Below are 20,005 nucleotides of genomic sequence, written 5' to 3'. Positions count from 1 at the left end.
TGATGTTCAGTCAGATCGTGGGCCCCTATTCTTTGCTGCCGTGTTTGGCGGGTTCTTTTTAATTTTATTCGCGATTGCGTTGTTCGTTATTATTTCGGAGCGACGTTGAGGGGGTTTAGAGCGCTGTCAGGTTAATCGAGAGCATTGTCAGGTTAATGGAGACGGGCCGCAGCTGTCCCCATCCGACGAAATCTCAGGCAGCTGCGGCCACCCACGCCGCCTCGGCTCCGACGCGGAAGCGACGAAGGGTAGGACGGGCGATCAGATGTCGCTGGGTGTAGAAGGTGTTGTAGATCGCGGCGTGTGTGGTGAGAAAGCGCTGGGCTGGAACAGCTGCTGCTGCCGCTCTCGCCGGCGGATTGGCAGATGCGAGTTCTCTGCTCGATTGTTCTGCCGCAATCGGCCTGGGGAATGAAGGTGTCGCAGACCAAGCTGGCTCAAGGCCGCTTGGTATGATGCGAGCCCGTCGGTGACGATCTTCTCGGGCTCGACAGGCTGGTTACGCAGCAAACGCCGGAGCAGCTTCAAGGCCGCGTCGGTGTCTCGCCGTCTCTGGACGACAACGTCCAGCACCTCGCCTTCATCATCTACCGCGCGCCATAGGAACATCCGCTTCCCACCGATCGAGCAAACGACCTCGTCGAGATGCCAGCGGGGAGAAGGGGAGGGGCGAAGCTTCTTCAACCGCCGTGCGATCTGGGGTCCAAACTTGATGGTCCAGCAGCGGATCGTCTCGTAGCTGACGTCGATCGCGCGCGCCGCCATCAACTCCTCGATGTCGCGCAGGCTGAGACTGAAGCGGAAGTAGAGCCACACGGCCTGCCGGATCACCGCCGCAGGAAAGCGGTGGCGCTTGAAGTATAGTGGCTTTACGAAATGCGATTTCCGATCAGGTTCTTACGCGGCCTGAACTGGAGACAAGTTAGCGTTAGACTGACAGCACCGCCACCCGTCATTCTCAGAACGACGAGGCTGCCAAGATAAAGCGTGGGCAGCGCTTGGGATGGTCTCTCGCTTCTTAACCAAGCTTCGCTGTCAGCGTGAGCGTGAACGCGAGACGGGCAGGGAGGTCGCCAGGTCTTTGGCGTGGCCGACGCCGCGCCATGCGCCATGGGAGCCGACGACGTAGAGGCGTTGTTTTGCGCGGGAGACCGCGACGTTGAGAATATTGGGCGTGCCGGCGGCCCAGGCTCGTGCGCCGTTCTGCGAAGCCTTCGGGGCGCCCAGGACGAGGATCACGGCCTCGGCTTCGCGGCCCTGCACTGTGTGGATCGTGCCCACGCGATCCGTCAGCCATTCATCGACATCGACGTCGAACCGAGCGAATAATTCTTTTTCGCCCTTCAATCGTGTTCTCAGTTCCTGCGCGACGATGCGGAACGGGGTGATGACGAACACATCCGGGTTTCGAATGCCCACAGCGGCGATCTGGCGTAGCAGAGACACGACCTGTTCGCCCTCGTCGGGGCTCCATTTCGAGTCCGCCTCGCCGTCGATGTCGTGCCAGGTGGATGGACCAAGACCGTCGCCGATGACGCTGACCTTCTGGCCCGGCGCGTGGACCATCTGACCGTCGTAGGCGATGCGGTTGGAGATGCCGAACATCGGTTCCTGGCAACGCCGGTGAACGAGCAGGGGAATCCCGACCTGACGGGGGCCGACATCCGACCTGAACGCGGCCTGAAACGGCGACACCCGGTCGGCCACGGTCTGGGTGGAGGCCTCCGGGGCCACCCAGGACGGGCGATGAATTTTGAAGAAGTCGGCGATCTCGACGTTCAATCGTTCGGGCAAGGTCACCACCGGGGGAATCTGCAGCGGATCGCCGACGATGATCGCGCGCCGCGCGCGCATCACGGCGCCGACGGCGGCCTGGGGCAGGGCCTGGCCGGCCTCATCGACCAGGAGCCAACCGATGCTGTCGGGCGGCAGGTCGCCCAGCATGCGCTCGACCGAAGCGAAGGTGGTCGAAAGGACCGGCGTGACCATGAACAGCGTCGACCAGAGATCGCCGAGCAAGGCCCGTTTGGCGGGGTCCTGGGGCGGGCCGCCCGAGAAGACGTCCATCAGGACGGTCAGGTTGTGCAGCACCTTCTGCGCCGAGGCGTCGATGAACGCCTTGTGCACGGCCATCGCCGCGATGAAGAGGTCTTCGCGCTTGCGTTGAAGCGCCTCGGGCAGCCAGGGCGATTCAAGGTTGGACGCCTCGTGTCCCCGCTCGAAGAAGGCGTCGTCGACGATATGCCGGCCGAGCAGGAGGCGATGACCTTCGAGCCGGCCGTCCAGCATCACGACCCGTTCGCCAGGTTCGATCAGGGCGCGGTCGGCGCGGGCGATCTCCAAGGTCACAGTATCGATCTGGCTGGAGCAGGCGCCGAGTGCATGTTCGGCAAGGCGGTATTCGCCATTGGCGACCTCGGCCGCCGCCAGCAGCGGCTGGTTCTCGGCGTTCCAGCGCTGGCGTGCATCCCGGCGGAAAAGCCAGGCGAAAAAGCCTGGGCGGCGCTGACGATGGCGCTTGACCGCGTCCCTGGCCTGCTTGGCTGCAAGGATTGCGACATTGAGGTCCGCGTCCAGCATCGCTCTGTCGGATTTGATGCGCTGGAGGCTTTGAGCGAGTGAAGCCTTTTCGGCGAGGCGTTCGGCGACCTCGCGTTTCGCCGCCGCAAGATCGAGCGCGATCTGGCGCACGCCTTCCAATGTCGCCAGTTCATCCTGGATTTCGCGGTGCAACGTCATCAGCCGCTGGCGTGCGCGTCGCCAGTTGGATGCGGCTTCCTGCGGGCTGGGGGGCGCTTCTTCGATGACGACCGCAGGGGTCTTTCGCTCGATCACCTTGTCCGTCTCGGGATCCTTGATCTCGCGTATGACAGGGTCGCCCTTTGCGGCTTTCAGATAGATTCGAAAGCCGTGATCGTCGTCCCACCAGAACGACCTGGAGAAGGCCGCGCGGTTCTTCGCATTGCCCAGGACGGCTGCGATCAGGCCCCAGGTTTGGAGCGGCTCCATGGTGCGCGCCGCGGTCGCCTGCGCGCCGTCCTGTGACGTCTCGGGGCGATAGATGAAGTCGCTGATGGACTTGAAGTAGCTCAGCTCCGGTCGGCCGATCGCCTTGGCGGCAGGCAGTTCGCGGCTGACGTTCTCGACGGCCTTGTTGTTGCTGGAGGCGACCAGGACCTCGTGGCCACGCAGACTGGGGTCGAGCTTGTAGAGCTGGAAGAAGCCGGGACCGCCGAAGGTCCACCGCTCGCCCGAGGGCTTGAAGGCTTCGTGCGGATCGTCGAACGCGGCCATCGCCAGGGCGCGATCCAGCACGGCGGCGGCGACGATGTCGCGAAGGAGGGTCGTCTTGCCCGTGCCGGGCGGGCCGTTGACGGCGATCATGCCGGAACCGGTCGCCAGTTCCGACCGTGCGAGGTTCACCGCCGCCTGTTGCAAGAGCACGAGGGAATGGCCGCCGGCGCTGGGCCAACGCGCGGCTGGCGTCTTGGCCGGCGCCACGGCGTCCTCGACGGCGCGGCGGTCGTTCAGCAGATCCAGGACATGAGTCGGCCGCTCGATGCCCAGATACTGGCGCAGCGTTCGAGGGGCGGTCTGTTTGCGGCAGTGGATGGCGGCCTTGGCCAGATCCGTCATGAAGAAAGAGTTCAGCAGGGAGGCTTCCGGCGGATTCTTGGCCTTGAAGTAGTGAAAGACCCGCAGAGCGAACGTGGGCGCCTCGACCAGATGATCTGGCAGTCCAAACCGCTCGACCAGATGAGCGTAGGCGCGGGCGATGGTCTCTCGATCAAGCGGGAGGGGCGCGCCGGCTTCGTCGGTTCGCCGCAGGATGTCGTCGATCGCTTGAACAACCTTGGGCTCAAGACCGGGCCAGGCTCCGAGTGCTTCCAGCTTGAGTTCAAGGGCGAGCGGGAGGGCCCAGCCGAAGCTTGAGACGGCGATGCCGTTGTCCTGAACCAGGACGCCGTTGCGATCGACCAGGATGGCGGCGATCGCCGCCTTTTCACGGGCGCGGGTTCTGCTTTCCTCATCGGAGCCGAAGGCCTTGACCAGGTCGGCGGTCGCCTTGCCCATCGGGATCGCGCCGAGGATGATCTGATAATAGAGCTGGTAATTCGGTCTCGACTTTTCACCTCGTTCCCAGGGCAACGGGCCTTTGCCCAACTGCGCGACGCTGCCGTATTGGCCTATGGCGAGGTCGTAGGGGTGTTTGTACGTCTGAGGCGACAGGGCCTCCAAAGCCACCCATGCGCCCAGCACGCCGTCGGGCGTATTGGGTTCGGTCGGCCGAACAGGATCGAAGGCCTCTTGGAGATTATCGCTCCAGGCCTTCGCGGCGGCGGCGACATGCTCCGTACGGCTGGGCCTGGGCCTGGGCTTGGAGGCGGGGGGCGATGGGGCAGGCCGAGCCGAAGGCTTGGCGGGCTTTGTCTTGGAGGGGGCGCTCGCAGGGCGAGGTCGCGTTGCGGCTGGGCTGAGCAGGACCTCCTGGGCGCGCAGGCGCAGCTTTGCGGCGCGGTCGGTCTTGCGCAAGCTCAGCTCGTGCTCGATCTGGCCCACCACCATGGGATCCGTCTTGGCCTTTGCGAACAAGGCCTCAAGCTGGACGATGGAGTATTGGATGTAGGGACGCTTACTGGACGGCACGGAGAAAGCCCTTGGCAGGAGGCGAGCGATGGCGGGTAGGCGACCAAGACGGTGTGCGCCGATCCGCGACCCTGGATTACAACCTTAGGCATTCAGTGAAATCGCGTCCATGGCGAGGGTGACGCCAGATGCCTGCGACCTCCCTCAGCGCGACGGGGACACCAGTTCGGCGATGTCCTGACTGAACTGTCGGCGCGTGGCGGTGTCGCGGTAGAACATGTGGCCGCCCTCGTAGCAGCGATAGGTCATCGTGGCGCGTAGGGGCGCCGGCAGGATCTGTTCGGTGGCGGCGTCGCGGGCGCAGCTGGCCAGGGAGTCGTAGCGGCCCGAGGCGACGAGAACCTTCAGTGTCGGCGACAGGGCGAGGGCGTCTTCGGTCGCGGGAAGCGGCGGGCCGATGCGGGGCGGGCCGCCGCCGCGCCGGATGGCTTCGCTGATGGCGGCCTGGACCACGTCGGGGCTGGCGTCCTCGATGGTCGCATAGTTCCAGCGGGCGCCGACGCTGTCCGGGAAACGGTCGTGGGGGGCGTAGCCGACCTGAACCTCGTCGAGCCCGACATAGGCGAGGTCGGTGCGATAGTTCAGCGTGCGGCGCAGGTAGCGGTCGATGGCGGCGTTGAAGGTGTCGTGGGGGCTTTCGGTCAGCCGCATGTCGAAGATGTTCAACGTCTTTCCCTGGTCCTGCAGCAGGCCGCGCAGATGCTGGCGCGGCGTGAAGGTCAGGGTGGCGCGGTCGATGTGATCGATCGGAACGCCGGTGAAGCGCGACAGGTCGGAGATCACCGTGTCGCGTTCAGCGTCTGTCAGCTCGGCGCGGCGGGCCAGGGCCGGTTCATAGGTCGTGCGCGCCCAGGTCTCGGCGGATGCGCGCGCCGCCTCGGGGGTGCTCCCCAGTTCGGCAGGCAGTCTGCCGTGGAACAGGGTGACGGGCGCCAGGTCGACGACATGCAGGGCCGTGGCGGTCTCGGCCGGTAGCCGCACGGTGTTGAGGCCGTCGCCGCCGGAGATCAGAATCAGGCCCTTTATCGGCACGCCTTGGCGCAGCAGGCGATAGCCGACGCTGGCGGCGCGGCCGGCGCCCCAGCTTTCGCCGGCGAGGAAGACAGGGCGATCCTGGGCGTCGTGCAGCAGCAGCCAGGATCGGACGAATTCGGCGACCGAGGCCACGTCGCCGACCGTGCCGTAGAACTGGTCGGCTGTCTGCGTGCTGGTGGGGCGACTGAAGCCGGTCCCGATGGGATCGACGAAGACCAGATCGGCGCTGCTCAGCCAGGTCTCGGCATTGTCGACCAGGTGGTCGCCCTCGCCACGACGGGGACCGGCGACTTCGAAATGCAGGGTCGCCGAGTTGGCGCCGGGGCCGCCGTTCCAGACGAAGATGAGCGGGCGTGGCGAACGGCTGGGCACGCGATAGGCGATGTAGCCCATGTAGCCGAGGGCTTCCGTCGTCTCGACATCGCGGATGGCGACCCGGCCGACCTCTGTGACGTGGTCGAGGCGGCCGGTAGCCAGACGGATGCTCTGATGCGTTTCGACCGGTGCGGGCGGCACGACATCGCGTTCTGAACGGGCGGCGCTCATCTCGGCGGCGTTGACGGGGAGAGCGGCCATGGCGGTCAGCGTCAGACCGCAGAGAAGGCCGCCCGTCCGTCTGGCGAGCTGTGTGCAAAAACTCATGAGTGGCTCCCTCGTGCAGGAGCAGGTTACGCAGTCACGCCCGCAAGCGTTATGCAAACTCGCCGTCACGTTCCGGTGTCGGTGGCATGAACGCTGTGGTCTTGAGACCTCTGGCGAATAGACGCCATCCGAGAGTGAGCTGCGTTCCCGCAATATCTATGCGCGATTTGTCAGCCATTGAGGCGTGTGACGGCGAGCGCTTCCTTGCTCTTCAACTGTCCAGGCACGTCGATTAGGCCAGATTTTCCTAGGAATGATGGCCTGGCCCTGCGTGGCTGTCGGATGCGTCGGGCGCATCTCCAAATTTGGCTGAGGAATATTTCAGTCGCTTGAATCGCGTCGCTTGGATGAAAGTTGTGTGACGATCCGCGTGCGGCCGGAAATAGGAAAGAATGTGCGGGTCCTGCGGGGTTAGCCTTTCGGCAGAGGCGGGATGACGGGGGTCGTCGTCCTGCGAACCTGAAACGCAGATCGAGGGGGATACGATGACGCGGATGTCCATGAAGAAGCGCCTGCTGGCCACGACCGTGGCGGGGGCCGCCCTGCTGTTGATCGGCGGTGCGGGCTCGGCTCTGGCCCAGACCGCCTCGGCGGCGCAGGTGCAGGACGAGACCCAGGCCGTGGACGACATCGTCGTCACCGGATCGCGTATCCGCCGTGTCCAGACGACGACGGCCGCGCCGGTCTCGGTCATCGACGCCGAGGTGTTGTCGGAGCGCGGCTTCGTTCAGGTCGGACAGGCGCTGAACCAGATCACCTCCGCGACGCCATCGACGCCGGTCGCCAGCGGGTCCGGTTCGGCGGCGGGTTCGGGGCAGCAGTTCCCCAACCTGTTCGGCCTGGGCGCCGGGCGCACCTTGTCGCTCGTGAACGGTCGTCGGTTCGTGACCTCGTCGTCCGGCATGGGCGACCGGGTGGTGGACACCAACCTGATCCCGGTCGGGCTGCTGGAACGGGTCGATGTGGTCCAGGCGGGCGGCGCGGCAGTCTATGGCTCGGACGCCATCGCCGGCGTGATCAACTATGTGCTGAAGGACGATTTCGAGGGGCTGGAGGTGGACGCCCAATACGGCATCTCCTCGCGAGACGACTATCCGCAGACCAGCCTGCGCATGACGTTCGGCGACAACTTCCTGGACGGTCGGGCCAATCTGGCCGGCAATGTCGAATGGTCGAAGTCGGACCCGCTCTATGGGCAGGATCGGCCCCGCTCGAACCTGTCGCGGCTGACGGTCTCGAACGCGGCCAACACCGGTCCCGGCGACGGCATTCCGGCCGTGCGCGAACTGTTGGACTCCCATTTCTGGCCGTTCAACACCAATGGACTGATCTTCTCGATTCCGGCGCCGGTTCAGGGATTCCTGGTGCGCTCGGGCGGCGTGCCGCAGCAGTTCTCCGCCGATGGGACCAGCCTGATCGCCTTCAACCCCGGCGCCGTCGCCGGGGTGCCCTTCGCCTCGGGCGGCGACGGCTTCGACTATCGCGATCTGGCGGCCCTCTATACGGGCGTGGAGCGGTTCAACGTGAACCTGCTCGGCCGTTACGATCTGACGGACCGGATCAAGCTGAAGGGCGAACTGCTCTATTCGAATACGGAGGGTCGTGATCCCTTCGGCACCCAGGGTTCGACCCGGACGGTGCTGAACTCGGCCGCGTCCGGCGCGGGCCCGATCGCCTTCTTCAGGACCAACCCCTTCCTGACGCCGACCGCCCTGGCCCAGCTGACGGCCGCCAACGCGGGCTTCGCTGCGGGGGGACCTTTGTGGCTGTCCAAGAGCTTTTCCGATGCCCTGCCCACGCGGGAGTTCGTGACGGAGACGGATGTCTGGCGTGGCCTGGTCGCGCTGGAAGGCGACTTCGACTGGGCGGATCGCAACTTTTACTGGAGCCTGTCGGCCAGCCGCGGGATCACCAAGGGCGAACGGTCGGGTTGGGACACCTGGACCTCGCGCCTGACCAATGCGGTCAACGCCACGCGCAATACCGGCGGCCAGGCCGTGTGCGCCATCAACGCCGACGCCTCGACGACAAATGACGATGCGGCCTGCGTGCCCATCAACATCTTCGGCACCGGCACCATCACCGACGAGATGCGGGCTTATGTCGCCGTGCCGGTGGGCGAGCGGTTCGAGAACACCCAGGACGATATCCTGGCGACCATCGGCGGCGAGATGTTCACCCTGCCCGCCGGTGCAGCCAGCTTCAGCCTCGCCTACGAGTATCGGCGCGAGAAGGCCGAGTTCAATCCCTTTGACGCCAATCAGCGCGGGCTGACGGGATCGGGCACGCCGACGCGGGCCACCAGCGGCGCCTACGACACCAACGAGTTCTCGGCGGAAGTGCTGGTGCCGATCTTTGGGGGCGACTTCACCCTGCCGTTCGTCAACTCGCTGGAAGTGGACGGCGCCTATCGGACCGTCGACAACTCCATCGCGGGCAAGGCCGATGTCTGGGGCGCGGGCCTGCGCTGGGAAGTCGTTTCCGGCGTGACGGTGCGCGCGTCGCGCAGCCGCAACTTCCGGGCGCCGACGCTGGACCAGCTGTTCTCGCCGTCCAGCACCACCCTGGGCGCGATCGCCCAGAACCCGTGCGATTCGGACCGGATCAATAGTGGCCCGAACCCCGCCGTTCGCCTGGCCAACTGTCAGGCCCTGTTCGCCGCCAATCCGGGATATGGCGCGCTGACGGGCTTCCAGGATCCGGGCGAGAACTTCAACAACGTCCTCATCACGACGGGCGGCAATCCGAGCCTGAAGAACGAGATCTCCGACACGACGACCTTCGGCGTGGTGCTTCAGCCCGGCTTCGTTCCCGGTTTGACGATCGTGGCGGACCGGATTCAGGTTGAGCTGCGCGACGGCCTTTCGGCCTTCACGCCGCAGAACTTCCTGGCGACCTGCTTCGACTCCTCGCCGCAACCGGCCGACGTCTGCGGCCAGTTCACCTTCAACGCCTTGGGCCAGGTGGCGACCGCCAACTCGACCACCTTCAACGCCGGCACGGTGAAATATGAAGGCGAGATCTACACGGTCAACTATGCCTTCGATGTTGCGGACCTTGCTCGGAGCAATGCGGACTGGGGCCGTCTCGAACTGGGGCTGGAAGTCACCCACAACGCCCTGCTGGAAACCTCGGTCACCGGCTTCGACTACAACCGCACAGATGACACGACCCTGACGCCCGACTGGGTCAGCCGCTTCGACGCGCGTTATGCACTCGGTCCCGTGAGTCTGAGCTATTCGATGACCTATCTGCCCAAGTCGCAGGTCAATCGGTTCGACACCATCGAGACGACGCCGACGCCGTTGATCAGCGAGAACGTGCGCCACAACCTGTCGGGCGAGTATCGTTTCGGCGACTATGCGGTGCGGGCCGGGGTCATCAACCTGACCGACGAGGAGCCGTCGTATCCAACGCGGAACTATGGCGACATTCTGGGCCGTCAGTATTTCGTCGGTCTGAACGCGCGCTTCTAGGGCTGATCATCGTCCCCGAGCGCTTCGGCGGTCGGGGACGGGACTGCATGAGATTTCCCGGAGAGCCTCCGACATGACGATTTCCGACTTCCTGCGTCATCCTTTGTCGGTTCTGGCGGCCGTCATGCTGCTGCTGGGTGCATCTCCTGCATCGGCGTCCGCGCAGACGATGCAGGTGACGCTTCGGCCCGGCGATGTCGATGTCGCGCGCGGTCTCGCCCGGTTGGATGTCGAACTGAAGATCTCGGCGATGGAGGCGGACGCGGGCCAGGCGGTTCTGACCCTGCCGGTCGTCATCGCCAATACCGACACCATCGCCACGACCCTGACGGACCTGACGATGACAGACGCCCTGGGGCCGGTGCCGTTGACGGTGCGGGACGATCCGGTGGCCCTGGTCTATTCGCGGAATTGGATCGCCGGGCGGGCCGTCAGCGGGGATGTGACCGTCCGTTATCGCGCGCCCATCGACAATACGCCGCCGCGTCGCGGTTCGGGCCCGCCCTTCAGCCTGCGCACCGAGGGCGGCGGCGTCTCTGGCGTCGGCAATACCTTCATCCTGCTGCCGGAAGACGACCGCGACTATCGCATCGCGCTGCGCTGGGATCTGACCGGCCTGGGCGCCGGGGCCGGGGCGACGTCCAGCTATGGCGAGGGCGACGTCGATCTGGAAGCGGGCAAGGCGGACAGGCTGTCCTCGACCGTCTTCATGGCGGGTCCGATGCAGCGCGAGCCGATGCCGGTGTCCAACGCCGGCTTCTCGGCGGCCTGGATGGGCGAGACGCCGTTCGAGGCGCGGCCGCTGATGGCCTGGACCCACCAGTTGCACGGCTGGATGAGCCGGTTTTTCGACGAGCCGGGCGATCCGCCTTATCGCGTCTTCATGCGCTACAATCCGATCAACGCTGGCGGGGGGGTGGCGCTGACGCGGTCCTTCCTCGTCACTTATGGCCAGGCGACCGATCCGGCCGATCTGAAATCGACGCTGTCGCACGAGATGATCCATACCTGGACCCAGTGGGACGGGCGCGGCCAATGGTATGGCGAGGGGATCGCCGTCTATTATCAGGGGCTGCTGCCTTATCGGGCGGGGCTGATCACGGCGGACGCCTATCTGGCCGACATCAACGACACTGCGCGTCGATATTATTCCAACCTCCTCAACGACACACCGGACGATCAGATCGCGCCGCGCTTCTGGGAGGACAGCCGCATCCGGGTGCTGCCCTATGATCGGGGCGGTCTGTATTTCGCGGTGGTCGATGGCAAGATCCGTCGGGCCAGCCAAGGTGCGCGGTCCTTGGACGACCTGATCCTGGAGATGAACCGCCGCCGACGCGCGGGCGAAACGGTGGACGAGGCGGCCTGGGTCGCGCTGCTGACGGCCGAGCTGGGCGCGGATGGACCAATGCTGCATGCCGCGATGAAGGCGGGCGAACTGATGCTGCCTGAACCCGGCGACTATGGTCCGTGCTTCACCCGCTATGTAGCGCAGGCGCGACGGTTCGACCTGGGCTTCGACCCCAAATCCTTCGTCGGCGACGTGAAGACCATCCGGGGCCTCGTGCCTGGATCGGCGGCGGAGCGGGCCGGGATTCGCAACGGGGACGTGGTCACCTATGCCGTGGCGATGGACGGGGTTCAGAGCAATCAGGAAGCGACGCTGACCCTGCAGGTGACGCGCGGCGACGATCGCTTCCCGGTGACCTATCTGCCCAGGGGCGAAGAGGTCGACGTCTATCAGTGGCGGCGTGCGCCGGATGCCGCCGACGCCGACTGCAAGGCCTGATCAGTCGGCGGCGCGCAAAGTCGAATACAGCAGGCCGGCCGCCGCGATGTCCTGCACGGCGTGGCCCAGCGACTTGTAGACCGTGATCTCGTCACTGTGTGTCCGCCCCGGCGCCGCGCCGGACAGGACGGCGCCGATCTCGGCGGCGATATGATCCTGGTCGATGCGGCCTGCCTTCAGCGCGCGCAGGAACTCGCCGCCATGGACCCGGACATGTTCGGCGTGATCGACGATGAAGCAGCTGCGGGCGATCAGGTCCGTGTCGATCTCGGCGGCGGACGGGCCGCTGGAACCGACGACATTGATGTGGGCGCCGGGTGCGACCCAGGCGCCTTCCAGGATGGGATCGACGGCGGCGGTGACGGTGCAGAGGATGTCGGCGCCCTCGGCGGCGGCGCGCGGGCTGGCGACCGCCGAGACGGGAAGGCCGGTCAGGGCGGTCATCTCGGCCGCGAAAGCTTCGGCCCGCCGCAGGTCGCGGCCCCAGACGCGGATGGTGTCGAGCGGGCGAACCCGGGCGATGGCGACGATATGTTCGGCCGCCTGACGGCCCAGGCCTAGAACAGACAGGGTTTTCGCATCGGGGCGGGCGAGGGCCTGGGTGGCGACGGCGCTGGCGGCCGCCGTGCGCAAAGCCGTGATCTCGCCTGCGTCGGCGATGCAGATCGGAACCCCCGTATGGCCGTCGAACAGGACGACGACGCCCTCGTGCGCCTTGCGGCCTGCGCCGTCTGCGAAGACGCTGACCAGCTTGGCCCCGAACAGGCCCTCATCGGAGAAGGCGGCGGGCATCAGGGCGAAGGTCCGGCCTTCGCCCAGGCCGATGAAGCTGCGCAAATTCTGGCGCACCCGTCCGTCGGACAGGGCGATCATGGCGTCGCGGATGACACGGATCAGCCGTTCGGCGTCCAGGCCCGCGCGCACCGCCGCAGCGTCGAAGACGATGAGGGCGGGGGCGGTGGAGGGCGATGACGACATGAGCGGACGAACCCGGTCAGGGATGGAGTTCTGTGCAGCCTATCGCATCGTCCGTGGCTATTCCTGCCTTTCGTGGCGGCCGTCGATCGACAAGACGAAAGGATTATTCCGCCACGTGGTCCTAGGATGGCGCGTCCCGAGCCTCTTGCGAGTCCCGCCATGCGTTTCACCCGAAGAGCCCTGATCGCTGCGGCCGCCGTCTCGCCGACGGTCGGTCTGGCCTCGCCGACCACGGCGAAAGAGGTGCAGTCCGAGCCGCAGTTGACCCTGCCGGCGCGGGGAGCCTTCGCCGCCATGCCGGTGACTTATCTGGACAGCGGATCGACCCACCCGATGCCCTTGGGCGCGCGGGCGGCTCTGGAGGACTATCTGCGCTACAAGACCCGGGCGACCGGGGCTCCCGATCTGGACCTGTCGGCGATGGAAGAGAATGCGGTTCGTCAGTTCGGCCTGATGGTCGGGGCCGATCCTGACGAGCTGTGCTTCGTCCAGTCCACGACCATGGGCGAGAACCTGGTGCTGCAGGCGCTGGATATGCCGGCGACGGGCGGGCGGATCGTCACCGACGCCCTGCATTTCTTCGGCTCATTCTACACCTATGGCGAACTGGCCAAGGCGGGGATGGATGTCGTCACCCTGCCCATGACCGCCGAGGGGCGGATCGACATGGCGGCGATGGAGGCGGCGGTGAACCACCGGACGCGCCTGGTCTCGATCAGCCATGTCTCGACCATCAACGGCTTCGAGCATGACCTGAAGCGGGTCTGCGACGTGGCCCATGCCCACGGCGCCTATGTCTATGTCGATATCATTCACGGGGCGGGCTCGACGCCGCTGGACCTGAAGGCGGCGGGCGTCGATTTCGCGGCCTGCGCCTCTTACAAATGGCTGATGGGGGATTTCGGCCTGGGCTTCCTCTATGTGCGCAAGGCCGTGCAGGAGAAAATCCGGCGTCCCTGGTGGGGCTATCATCAGATCCGGTCGTTTCAGAGCCATGCCTATCCCTATGACTCGCCGGGTCCAATGCCGGCCGACTATGCGGCGCGCGAGGACGCCACGGGTCGGTTCGCCATGGGCACGACCTCTTGGACGGGCGCGGTGCAGCTCGACCATTCCCTGACCTGGATCAACCGGCTGGGCGTCGACGCCATCCAGAAGGCGCGTCAGCCGCTGGCGGATGCGGTGCAGTCGGAACTGCGGCGGCGCGGGTATGAGCCTCTGACGCCGTTGGACAGCCGCACGGCCCTGGTCGCCTTCGCGCTGAAGGATGCGCGGCCCAAACTGTCGGAGCGGCTGGCGGCGGCCAAGGTGCGGATCACCGTCTCCCAGCACCGGTTCCGGGTGTCGCTGGCGGTGTTCAACGACATGAACGACATCGACCGCCTGCTGGAGGCCCTGCCGGCGTCGCCGCCCGCCTGACGATCAGAAGGGGACGTGGAAGCCCTGGTTCAGGGCGCTGGCCAGGTCGAGCAGGTAGCGGGCGCTGGCCAGATCCTGGGCGACGTGGCCCAGGGATTTGTAGATCGTGATTTCCTGGTCGGAGGTGCGGCCGGGTTTCAGGCCCAGGAAGACCTCGCCGATCTCGGCGACGACGTGATCGTCGTCCACCCGGCCGGCGCGCTTGGCCGACAGGAACTCCGCGCCCTGGGCGAGGACCCCGGCGCGGGAATCGGCGATGAAGCGGGCGCGGACCACCAGGTCGTCGTCGATCTCGACCGGGCCGTCATAGCTGGATCCCACCAGGTTCACATGGCAGCCGGCGGGCACGTCCGCTGCGTGCAGGATCGGCTGGGCCGAGGCGGTGGTGGTGCAGACGATATCGGCATTGGCGACCGCATCGGCGACCGTGGGGGCGGCGACCACCGGCAGGCCGGTCTCCTGCGCCAGACGCTCGGCCAGGGCGGCGGCTTGGTCCGCTGATCGGCCCCAGATCGTGACGGACGACAGGCGAAAGGCGATGTGGAAGGCGCGGACATGGGCGGCGGCCTGTTCTCCTGTGCCGAGAACAGCCAGGCGCGAGGCGTCGGGTCGCGCCAGGATCTGGGACGCGGCGGCGCTGGCGGCGGCGGTGCGAATGCCGGTGACCTCGCCCGCGTGTACCAAGGCGGACAGGGCGCCGGTGGCGGGGTCGAACAGGGCGACGGCGCCTTGATGCGACTGAAGGCCCGCCGCGTGGTTCTGGGGATAGACGCTGACCAGCTTAGCCCCGAAGGCGCCGCCCGCTGACAGGGCACCGGGCATGACGCCGAAGGCGCGGCCCTGGTCGAGGGGCACGATGCTGCGCAGCGGCTGTCGCGTCTCGCCTCTGGACAAGGCGGCCATCGCGTCCCGCATCAGGGGGATACAGGCGGCATAGGTCAGGTGGGTGCGGACGAAGTCGCGGTCCAGGATCAGCATTTCGAGGCGCCTGCTCAGGTGTCGACGAAGGGCGTTCCGGTGACGAAACTGCGGATGTCGCGGGTGAAAGCCGTCAGGGCCGGCCGGTTGGTATAGGCCATGTGACCGCCCTCGTAGCGCCGCTGGATCACGCGTTCGGCGGGATAGTCGCTCTGGGCGGCCAGATAGAGGGCCGGGCCGACGGTCGTGGTCAGGTCATAGATGCCGGTGCCGATCATCAGCCGGAAACGCGGATTGGCCTTGAAGGCCGCGACCAGTTTGGCGGGATAGTCGTATTCGTTGAACGGTCCGCCCGCCCCGCCGGTGGTATTGTAGTTCCAGATGTCGACGCCCGGTGCGAGCGGGCGATAGTCGGCGGCGTCGCGTTCGGGCGCCAGTTCTGTGCGCAGATAGTGCTGCATCATCGGCAGGATGGTGTCCGACACCTTTGCGCCGAACGGGTCCTGGGGGCGTTGGCCCTGCGCAGGCGACGGGCCGACATAACGGGCGTCGTAGATGCCCAGCCTCTGGCCCTTGTCGGCAAGCAGTCGGCCGGCGAAGGCGACCTTCGAAATGGTCAGGTCGCCGTCGAAATAGAAGTCCGAGTCGATCCCGGTCAGTCGCTCCAGCTCGGCGGCGACGGCGCGACGTTGCGTTTGAGGCAGGGCCTGGCCCTGGACCAGGGCGGCGAGATAATCGCTCATCCCCCACGCATAGACGTCGTCGATGAAGCGGTTCATCGACCGGCCGTCCGTGTCGGCCTTGCCATGATAGACCGCGATCGCCGCCAGGGCGGGCAGGTTGGTCGCATAGGCGATCATGTTGTCGACGCGCTGGGACGTCTCGATCATGTTCACCGCCTGGCCGAACAGGAAGACCCCGTCCAGCGGCATGTCGTGCGACAGCTGCTCCGCCATGATGGCGGCGCGGATGGTGCCGTAGCTCTCGCCGAGGACATATTTGGGCGAGGTCTGGCGACCGTGATCGGCGATCCAGGTGCGGATGAAGTCCGACACGGCGCGCGCGTCGCCGTTGACGGAATAGGCCTCGGCGCGGTCGGCTTCTGACGCCAGCCGCGTGAAGCCGGTTTCCGGCGGATCGACCAGGACGATGTCGGCGACATCGAGCAGGGTTTCCGGGTTATCGACCAGGCGCGGGGGCGAGAGGGCAGCCGCGGCGGGGTCCTGTTCCAGTGCGATCCGCTTCGGTCCCAGAGCCAGCATGTGCAGGGTCGCGGACGAGGAACTGGGGCCGCCGTTGAAGGCGAAGATCACCGGCCGGTCGCTATGCGCGACGCCTTCGCGGATGTAGCTGGCGCAGACGAACCGCACCCGAGGCGCGCCCTGCGCGTCCCTGACCACGGTCTCTTCCAGCCCGGCGGTGTAGTTCACGCTCTGTCCGTTGAAGACCCCGGTGCGTCGCTGGCGCGGTTTGGCCACGGATTGGACGTGGGCGGAAACCATCCCGGCTGACGCCAGCGCCAGGCCAGCAGCCGTGGCGCCGATGAGATGTCGCTTGGTGAGTGTCGTCATCGTCATCTCCGTGTTCGAGATCAGTCTAGAGCCTGACACCGCGACAATTCTTTCTTTGTCGGGGCTGACGCGCGCGGACGCGACACAGGTGTCATGCCGCTGTCCGATGAGACGAATAATATTTGCGCGGATGATCGGAGCATCCTCGTCTGGAGCCGGGCCTCGTCAGCAAGGGTTTGGAGCGAGATGTCGACTATCTGGCGCGAACATGGTCGATGCGCGATGGCCTCCTTTGAGGACTAAAGCAGTCGTCTGTTCCTGTCGCCGCCGCCGGGTTTGAATAGTCCTTGCAGCCATCCGGCGTTACGGTTGTCGTTCGCTCCCGTGGAGCCGATCACACGCCCGGACACACGCCGCATGACCGCATCTTCCTCGCCGCCGCCGTCCGAGCTGAAGCATGGGGTCGGCCTGGTCGATCTGGTGATGCTGGGCGCGGGCACGGCGATCGGGGCGGCGATCTTCACCGTGCTGGGTCCAGCCGCCGCCGTTGGCGGTACGGGCATATTGATCACCGTGGCCCTGGCCGCCCTGCCCATGGTCCTGTTCGCCCTGGTCTACGCCTATATGGCCTCGGCGGCGCCCAGCACGGCGGCTTCTTATGAATGGCAGCGCCGCTTCACCCATCCGCTGGTCGCCTTCGCCATCGTCTGGCTGCGGGTGCTGAGCAATGCGGTGGTCATGATCGTGTTGGCGCGGGTGCTGGTCAACTATCTGTCGATGGTGATCCCGTTGCCGGCCAAGCCGGTCATGTTCGGCCTGTTCGCCCTGATCTTCGCCCTGAACTATGTCGGCGTCGCCGTGGCCGCGCGGGCGCAGACCGTGCTGATGCTGTTGCTGCTGGCGATCTTCACCGTGTTCGTCGTGGCGGGAGCGCCCGACCTCAAGCCGGGGCTTCTGGTCCAGGCGACTGCGGGCGGGTGGTTGCCGATCCTGGCGGCCCTGCCGCTGATGATCCAGCTCTTCCTCGGCATCGAGACCGCGACCGAAGTCGGGGACGAGGTGCGCAACGCCAAGGTGGTCGTGCCGCTTGGGATCGCCCTGGGGCTGGCGCTGACCGTCGTCGTCTATCTGGTGATCACCTTCACGGCCCTAAGCCTTGTCGGCCCGCAAGCCTTGGCGACCAGCGACGCGCCGCTGTTGACGGCGGCCGAAGCGGCGCTGGGGCCGTGGGCGGCGCCTCTGATCGTCACCGCGGCTGTGGTGGCCCTGATCAAGTCGATGAACGCCGTCTTCCTGGTCTATTCCCGCTTCCTGTTTGCCATGGGCCGGTCGGGCGTCCTGCCGTCGGCCCTGGCGCGGATCCATCCCCGGTTCGGCACGCCGCATGTGGCGACCTTGGTGGCTTTTGGCGCTTCGTCGGCCGCCCTGTTCCTGCCGTCCAGCCTGCTGTTCCTGCTGCTGGCGGTGAACGTGCCGACGATGATGAAATATCTCGGGACCTGCCTGGCCGCCTACAATGTCGCGCGCGCCCACCCGGAGGTGCATGACCAGGCCCGGCTTCGGTTCAGCCGGCCGACGGTCAAGACCCTGTCCGTGCTGGGCGTCATCGCCGCCGTCGTCATCGCCGCTCTGGGCTTCAGCACCGACTGGCGGCCCTATGTGCTGCTGGCCGTCTGGCTGGCGATCGGTCTGGCCTACTACGCCTGGCGCCTGAGGCGTCAGACGCCCTGACGCACCGGAAGGGCGGTGGTCCGCTTCATTTCCGACAGGGCGACGGTCGAGCTGATATCGATGACGCCGGGTAGTTTCAGGATCTTGCGGAAGATGAAGTCCTGGTACCATTTGATGTCGGGGGCGATAACCTTGATCATGGCGTCGCGCTCGCCCAGCACCGAATAGCATTCGACGATTTCGGGGATGGCGGCGATCTCGCGGATGAATTTCTCGCGCTCGTTTTCGGCCAGGTTGTTCATCTTCAACTGGGCGAAGATGTGCATGTGGAAGCCCATTCGTTCCGGGTCGAGAATGGCCACCTGCGCCTTGATGTAGCCCTCCTCGCGCAGGCGCTGGATGCGCCGCCAACAGGGCGATTGAGACAGGCCCACACGCTCCGCCAACTCCGAGGTGGAGATGGAGCAGTCTATCTGCAGTTGCTGCAGAATGCGGACGTCGATGGCGTCCAGGCCGGTGGACATCGTCTAGTCTCCGATTTGCCGATACAGCGCATTAGCTATCCAATCCTTTGAAGGCGCAAGCGGCGATACGCAAAGAAGCTGCGGTGCGGCGACGGTAACAATGCAGGGGTGAAAGACGACGCTCTGTCGTCCCCGACGGGCAAGCCATTGCGACAGACGAATACCCCAGCCGCAGCCTGCGGCGGCCCGGAACCGCAAGCGTGATCGGGCGCGACGTCCCGGCGCGGGCGCCGATCTACGACATCAGGGATTTCGCCGCCTTCGGACGATCCCTGTATCGGCACATGCCTCTGCCGGCCGAGGCTTCCATCCTGTTCGAGAGCACGGTCGCGGAGCCCGAACATCTGCTGGCGCGGGTCGTCGCCGACGCCTTCGCCCCACCCGTGACGGACCGGTTCGAAAGCGTGTTCGGGCGCGGCAATCCCTATCTTCTGGCCGCCCTGGCCCAGCGTTACGGCGTGGACGAGCAGTGCATCTTGCCGACCACTGGCGTCTGCAACGGCGTCGCCCAGGTGCTGGCCGGACTGGTGGAGCCCGGCGATCATGTGCTGGTCGAGACGCCGGGCTTCGACGTCCTGTCCGACCTGGCGCGGCTTGCGGGCGCCGAGGTCGATCTGCTGCCTCGAATGGGCGATACGTTCGCTTTCGATGCCGATGATCTGCGGGCGAGGCTGAGGCCGAACACGCGGCTGGTCATCATCACCAATCTGCATAATCCATCCGGTCATCATCTGGATGAAAAGGCGCTTCAGGCCCTGGCCGCCGTTGCCGCGACCGTGGGCGCCCATGTGCTGGTGGACGAGGTCTATGCGGACTTCGCCAGCGACGCGGGCGATCTGCCCGCCGCGCGGCTCGCGCCCAATCTGATCAGCGTCAACAGCCTGACCAAGGTGTTCGGCCTGTTCTCGTTGAGATGCGGCTGGATCTTCACGACGCGCTCGCTGGCGCGACGGATCGCCAACGCCAGTGCGGGCCGCGAGTTCGGTGTGTCGAAACTGACCCATGCCATCGGGGCGCTGGTGGTCGAAAATCCCGCTCCGTTCGAGGCGCACTGGCGTGGGGTGTTGGCCGAAAGTCGGCCGGTGGTGGAGCGTCATCTGGCGGCCATGCGCGCAGACGACCTGATCGAGGGCGACCCGCCGCCCTATGGCTGTATCGCCTTTCCCAAGGTCGTCGGTCACGCCGATACGCGCAGGCTGGCGGAGGTCTTGTGGCGCGACCACGACATCGTCACGGCGCCGGGCGAGTTCTTCGGCCAGGCCGGTCATATGCGGTTGGGTTTCGGCGTGCCGGCGCCGGCCATCGACCGGGGACTGGCGAAGTTGCACGAGGCCCTGTTCGCGCTTCGACGCTCGGGGTCGCCGCCCGTTTCACGTCCTGCCGCAACGCGTTGAG

At 66.2% G+C, this 20,005-nt stretch carries 11 protein-coding genes and 1 pseudogene; 5 read left to right on the top strand and 7 right to left on the bottom strand.

From position 1 onward, the window contains the following. Positions 1-193: 193 nt before the first annotated feature. From ACQY72_RS05435 to ACQY72_RS05425, 3 genes and pseudogenes are all read right to left on the bottom strand, one after another. Positions 194-831 (bottom strand): annotated as a pseudogene (locus ACQY72_RS05435) (IS6 family transposase). Between the two features lie 204 nt (positions 832-1,035). Beyond that, entirely contained in the window at positions 1,036-4,647 is a 3,612-nt protein-coding gene (locus tag ACQY72_RS05430; RefSeq protein ID WP_428156233.1) for a DEAD/DEAH box helicase, read from the bottom strand. 144 nt (positions 4,648-4,791) lie between these two features. After that, on the bottom strand, positions 4,792-6,258 hold the full coding sequence (locus tag ACQY72_RS05425) for a S10 family serine carboxypeptidase-like protein (RefSeq protein ID WP_428156232.1): 1,467 nt from the start codon (positions 6,256-6,258) through the stop codon (positions 4,792-4,794). Between the two features lie 551 nt (positions 6,259-6,809). Between ACQY72_RS05425 and ACQY72_RS05420 the strand changes: the two genes are divergently transcribed. After that, entirely contained in the window at positions 6,810-9,800 is a 2,991-nt protein-coding gene (locus tag ACQY72_RS05420) for a TonB-dependent receptor domain-containing protein (protein ID WP_428156231.1), read from the top strand. Positions 9,801-9,873: 73 nt separating this feature from the next. Continuing rightward, positions 9,874-11,589: a hypothetical protein gene (locus tag ACQY72_RS05415; protein WP_428156230.1), complete on the top strand. Its 1,716-nt coding sequence runs from the start codon at positions 9,874-9,876 to the stop codon at positions 11,587-11,589. On the opposite strand, the gene ACQY72_RS05410 is transcribed toward ACQY72_RS05415, so the two are convergent. Continuing rightward, positions 11,590-12,567, bottom strand: a complete 978-nt coding sequence (locus ACQY72_RS05410; RefSeq protein WP_428156229.1) for an ornithine cyclodeaminase family protein — start codon at positions 12,565-12,567, stop codon at positions 11,590-11,592. Between the two features lie 159 nt (positions 12,568-12,726). On the opposite strand from ACQY72_RS05410, the gene ACQY72_RS05405 reads away from it, so the two are divergent. Then, the gene (locus ACQY72_RS05405; RefSeq protein ID WP_428156228.1) at positions 12,727-13,986 is read left to right on the top strand and encodes an aminotransferase class V-fold PLP-dependent enzyme; all 1,260 of its coding nucleotides are present in this window, start codon (positions 12,727-12,729) and stop codon (positions 13,984-13,986) included. Between the two features lie 3 nt (positions 13,987-13,989). On the opposite strand, the gene ACQY72_RS05400 is transcribed toward ACQY72_RS05405, so the two are convergent. Next, a complete protein-coding gene (locus ACQY72_RS05400; protein WP_428156227.1) occupies positions 13,990-14,964 on the bottom strand; it encodes an ornithine cyclodeaminase family protein in 975 nt (324 codons plus the stop codon). Between the two features lie 14 nt (positions 14,965-14,978). After that, entirely contained in the window at positions 14,979-16,475 is a 1,497-nt protein-coding gene (locus tag ACQY72_RS05395) for a S10 family peptidase (RefSeq protein ID WP_428156226.1), read from the bottom strand. 357 nt (positions 16,476-16,832) lie between these two features. Between ACQY72_RS05395 and ACQY72_RS05390 the strand changes: the two genes are divergently transcribed. Next, on the top strand, positions 16,833-18,146 hold the full coding sequence (locus ACQY72_RS05390; protein ID WP_428156225.1) for an APC family permease: 1,314 nt from the start codon (positions 16,833-16,835) through the stop codon (positions 18,144-18,146). On the opposite strand, the gene ACQY72_RS05385 is transcribed toward ACQY72_RS05390, so the two are convergent. Beyond that, a complete protein-coding gene (locus ACQY72_RS05385; RefSeq protein WP_312597182.1) occupies positions 18,134-18,610 on the bottom strand; it encodes an Lrp/AsnC family transcriptional regulator in 477 nt (158 codons plus the stop codon). The genes ACQY72_RS05390 and ACQY72_RS05385 overlap by 13 nt on opposite strands. Before the next feature lie 200 nt (positions 18,611-18,810). On the opposite strand from ACQY72_RS05385, the gene ACQY72_RS05380 reads away from it, so the two are divergent. Next, positions 18,811-20,004 carry an aminotransferase class I/II-fold pyridoxal phosphate-dependent enzyme gene (locus ACQY72_RS05380; RefSeq protein ID WP_428156224.1) on the top strand — a complete coding sequence of 398 codons (1,194 nt, stop codon included), beginning with the start codon at positions 18,811-18,813 and terminating at the stop codon, positions 20,002-20,004. Position 20,005: the final 1 nt, after the last annotated feature.

Source organism: Brevundimonas sp., from assembly GCF_965279155.1.
Taxonomy (GTDB): Bacteria; Pseudomonadota; Alphaproteobacteria; order Caulobacterales; family Caulobacteraceae; genus Brevundimonas.
Note: the sequence above shows the minus strand (reverse complement) of the source record. Positions and strands in the feature narration are given on the sequence as shown.

Coding starts and splice junctions, on each gene's coding strand:
- ACQY72_RS05425 (WP_428156232.1), bottom strand. CDS start 6,258: ATGGCCGCTCTCCCCGTCAACGCCGCCGAGATGAGCGCCGCCCGTTCA.
- ACQY72_RS05420 (WP_428156231.1), top strand. CDS start 6,810: ATGACGCGGATGTCCATGAAGAAGCGCCTGCTGGCCACGACCGTGGCG.
- ACQY72_RS05415 (WP_428156230.1), top strand. CDS start 9,874: ATGACGATTTCCGACTTCCTGCGTCATCCTTTGTCGGTTCTGGCGGCC.
- ACQY72_RS05410 (WP_428156229.1), bottom strand. CDS start 12,567: ATGTCGTCATCGCCCTCCACCGCCCCCGCCCTCATCGTCTTCGACGCT.
- ACQY72_RS05405 (WP_428156228.1), top strand. CDS start 12,727: ATGCGTTTCACCCGAAGAGCCCTGATCGCTGCGGCCGCCGTCTCGCCG.
- ACQY72_RS05400 (WP_428156227.1), bottom strand. CDS start 14,964: ATGCTGATCCTGGACCGCGACTTCGTCCGCACCCACCTGACCTATGCC.
- ACQY72_RS05395 (WP_428156226.1), bottom strand. CDS start 16,475: ATGACGACACTCACCAAGCGACATCTCATCGGCGCCACGGCTGCTGGC.
- ACQY72_RS05390 (WP_428156225.1), top strand. CDS start 16,833: ATGACCGCATCTTCCTCGCCGCCGCCGTCCGAGCTGAAGCATGGGGTC.
- ACQY72_RS05385 (WP_312597182.1), bottom strand. CDS start 18,610: ATGTCCACCGGCCTGGACGCCATCGACGTCCGCATTCTGCAGCAACTG.